This is a genomic window from Streptomyces sp. NPDC057474 (assembly GCF_042802555.1).
Taxonomy (GTDB): domain Bacteria; phylum Actinomycetota; class Actinomycetes; order Streptomycetales; family Streptomycetaceae; genus Streptomyces.
The window spans coordinates 1-2,847 of the sequence record NZ_JBHVDX010000450.1; the positions used below are offsets into that span (position 1 = coordinate 1).

At 72.8% G+C, this 2,847-nt stretch carries 3 protein-coding genes and 1 pseudogene; 2 read left to right on the forward strand and 2 right to left on the reverse strand.

Annotation, left to right across the window (positions count from 1 at the left end; genetic code table 11):
- Positions 1–103: 103 nt before the first annotated feature.
- Positions 104–421, reverse strand: a complete 318-nt coding sequence (gene fdxA / locus ACFU53_RS47520) for a ferredoxin (protein ID WP_005480604.1) — start codon at positions 419–421, stop codon at positions 104–106.
- Between the two features lie 140 nt (positions 422–561).
- On the opposite strand from fdxA, the gene ACFU53_RS47525 reads away from it, so the two are divergent.
- Complete coding sequence (locus ACFU53_RS47525) at positions 562–1,617, forward strand: GNAT family N-acetyltransferase (RefSeq protein WP_384006751.1); 1,056 nt, start codon at positions 562–564, stop codon at positions 1,615–1,617.
- A 17-nt stretch (positions 1,618–1,634) separates the two neighbouring features.
- Entirely contained in the window at positions 1,635–2,486 is an 852-nt protein-coding gene (locus ACFU53_RS47530) for a tetratricopeptide repeat protein (RefSeq protein ID WP_384006754.1), read from the forward strand.
- 127 nt (positions 2,487–2,613) lie between these two features.
- On the opposite strand, the pseudogene ACFU53_RS47535 reads toward ACFU53_RS47530, so the two are convergent.
- Positions 2,614–2,787: pseudogene (locus ACFU53_RS47535) on the reverse strand (ABC transporter ATP-binding protein); the annotation flags it as partial.
- Between the last annotated feature and the right edge of the window lie 60 nt (positions 2,788–2,847).

Consider the following 2,847-nt stretch of genomic DNA (forward strand, 5'->3'; position numbering starts at 1 on the left):
CGCCGGGGCCGCGTAGGGCGATTTGGGTGTGGGGGCCGTACGGGACCGAGGCGGCGCCAATGCGGGCCGCCGGGGCGTCACCCCGGGGCCTGCGGCGTCGCTCTCAGGCCTGCGGCGGCAGTGCGGCGACGAAGGGGTGGTCGCGCTCGATCAGGCCGAGCTTGCTGGCACCACCGGGCGAGCCGAGCTCGTCGAAGAACTCGACGTTCGCCTTGTAGTAGTCCTTCCACTCCTCCGGGGTGTCGTCCTCGTAGAAGATCGCCTCGACCGGGCACACCGGTTCGCAGGCACCGCAGTCGACGCATTCATCCGGGTGGATGTAGAGGGACCGCTGACCCTCGTAGATGCAGTCGACCGGGCACTCCTCGATGCACGCCTTGTCCTTGACGTCGACACAAGGCTGCGCGATGACGTAGGTCACGCTGTCGTTCCTCCTCGATAGGGCGCTGGCGGGCCTCCTCAGGCTCCGCCGCCTGGCGCGCGGGAGCGCGGCGTCGTCGATGCCCGCACCTAGTATCTCCGTTCCTGGGCATGATCCGAACAGGAGGGGTGGACGGACCTGTGGAAATCTCTGCCGGTGGACGTCTCGAGATCCGTGTCTCCGCCGCTGACGTGGGCAAACGCGTGTCCGTGCGGCGTGTCGACGACGGTGCCGCCGAGGGTGGGAAATTCACCGACACGGTTGGTGTTCTCACATCATGGGACGACGGCGTCCTGCTGATCACCCGACGCGACGGCGAGCGGGTGCGGATCGAGGAGTCGTCGCTGGTGGCGGGAAAGATCGTGCCCGCCGCCCCCGCCCGCAGGCGCGGCCCCGCCGCCTCGTACGGGGAACTGGCGCGGGTCGCCGCGCGGGCCTGGCAGCCGGTCGAGCGGGAGCCGCTCGGCGAGTGGGAGCTGCGGGCCGCCTCCGGGTTCACCCGGCGCGCCAACTCGGTGCTGCCCCTCGGTGACCCCGGAATGCCCCTGGACGAGGCGCTGACGGCCGTACGCGGCTGGTACGCGGCCCGGGGGCTGCCCGCGTTCATACAGCTGGCCACGGGCGCCGAGGGCACCCAGGAGCTGCTGTGCGCCGAGGTGGCGGGCCGTGGCTGGGTCCGTGACGTCACCGCCGAGCTGTGGACCGGGGCGCTCGCGGCGGTCGCGGACCGGGAGGCGGCCGGGGTCGAGCTGTCCCGGACGGCGGACGAGGCGTGGCTCGGCCGCTACCAGCGCAAGGGCCTCGGCGAGGTCGCGCTGAAGGTGCTCGCGAGCGGGCCCTCGGTGTGGTTCGCGACCGTGCCGGGGGCGGAGGGGGCGGGGCCGGCCGCCATCGGGCGGTGCGTCGTGGACGGGCGGTGGGCCGGATTCTCGGCCGTCGAGGTCGATCCAGCCCAGCGGCGGCGGGGCCTCGCCACTACCGTGATGGCCGCGCTGGCGCGGCGGGCGTTGGACGAAGGGGCCTCGGCCGGCTGGCTGCAGGTGGAGACGGACAACTCGGGAGCGCGGGCGTTGTACGGGGGGATGGGGTTCGCGGCGCATCACTCGTATCACCACTATCGGGGGCCTGCGTATCGCGGGCCCGAGCATGCGGCCGACGACTCGGACTTCGGCTCCGAGCCGTATCGATCATCGTGAGCGGGCACCACCCCGGCATGCCGGGCCCATGTCCCCCCGAGCCGGAGCGGGCCGCCGAGGTGCGGCGGCGGTTCGCGGAGGAGGCACGGGCCGAGCGGCCCGACCTGGCCATGCTGTGTCTGCTGGTGGGGGCGGCCGGGGACGGTGAGCTGGACGAGGCGGGTGTCGACGCCGCCGGAATCGAACTCGACCGGCTGGCCGGGCTGATGCCGTACCGGCCCGGTGGGCCCCGCGCGTGGGCGGTCGCGACGGCCGAACTGCTCGGGGGGCGGTGCGAATTCCGTGGTTCCGCCGCGGACTACCAGCGGCTGGAGTCGTCGCTGCTGCATCAGGTGCTCGTACGGCGGCGGGGGCTGCCGATCCTGTTGTCCGTGGTGTGGATGGAGGTGGCCCGGCGGGCGGGCGCGCCCGTGTACGGGGTCGCGCTGCCGGGGCACTTCGTGGTGGGGTTCGGGCCGCAGGAGGAGCAGGTGCTCGCCGATCCGTTCGACGGGGGAAGGGTGTTGACCGGGAGCGATGCGGAGTTGTTGGTCGCGGGGGCCACGGGGGCGCCGCTGGATCCCGGGATGCTGAGTCCCGCCGATCCGATGGACGTGGTGGTGCGGATCCTCAACAACGTGCGGGCGTGGGCGGCGGCGCGGCCGGAGCGGTCGGATGTCGCGTTGTGGGCGCTGGAGTTGTCGCTGGCGATGCCTTCGCATCCGGCGCGGTTGCGGTACGAGTGGGCGCGGCTGCTTGTGCAGCGGGGGGAGTTCGTGCGGGGCGCTGCCGCGTTGGACGAGTATGCGGATGTGGTGGCGGGGGTGGATGCCGGGGCGGCCGAGAAGGTGCGGAGGCAGGCGGACGCGGCTCGGGCTCTGCTGAACTGAGGGTTCGCTATTCGCCTGAGGGGTGTGTCGAGTGGCGAGTGCGGGTGGCTCGTGACTGGTCGCGCAGTTCCCCGCGCCTCTTCGGGGCGCGCTACAACCAGCCCCTCTCCCTTGCGGTCCGTACGGAGAGGCGGAGGGTGGCTGCCGGTTCGGCGTTCGTCGAGCCGTCCAGCAGGGCCACGGTCTCCCCCGGGTGCAGGGCGAGCGCCAGGCCGTCCACCGCCCGGACGTCGCCGTATGCCTTCGTCACCCTGTCGAATCCCACCACCGCTGAGTCGGTGGCCGTCGTCGTGGTCGTCATGTGCACCATCTGTCGGCAGGCGGGGGCATACGGCGAGGGGGCACCCGGCGTGTGCCGGGT

What these genes read in the sequence shown, in the direction of transcription:
- ACFU53_RS47530 (WP_384006754.1), top strand. Translation starts at nt 1,635, where the DNA reads ATGCCGGGCCCATGTCCCCCCGAGCCGGAGCGGGCCGCCGAGGTGCGG.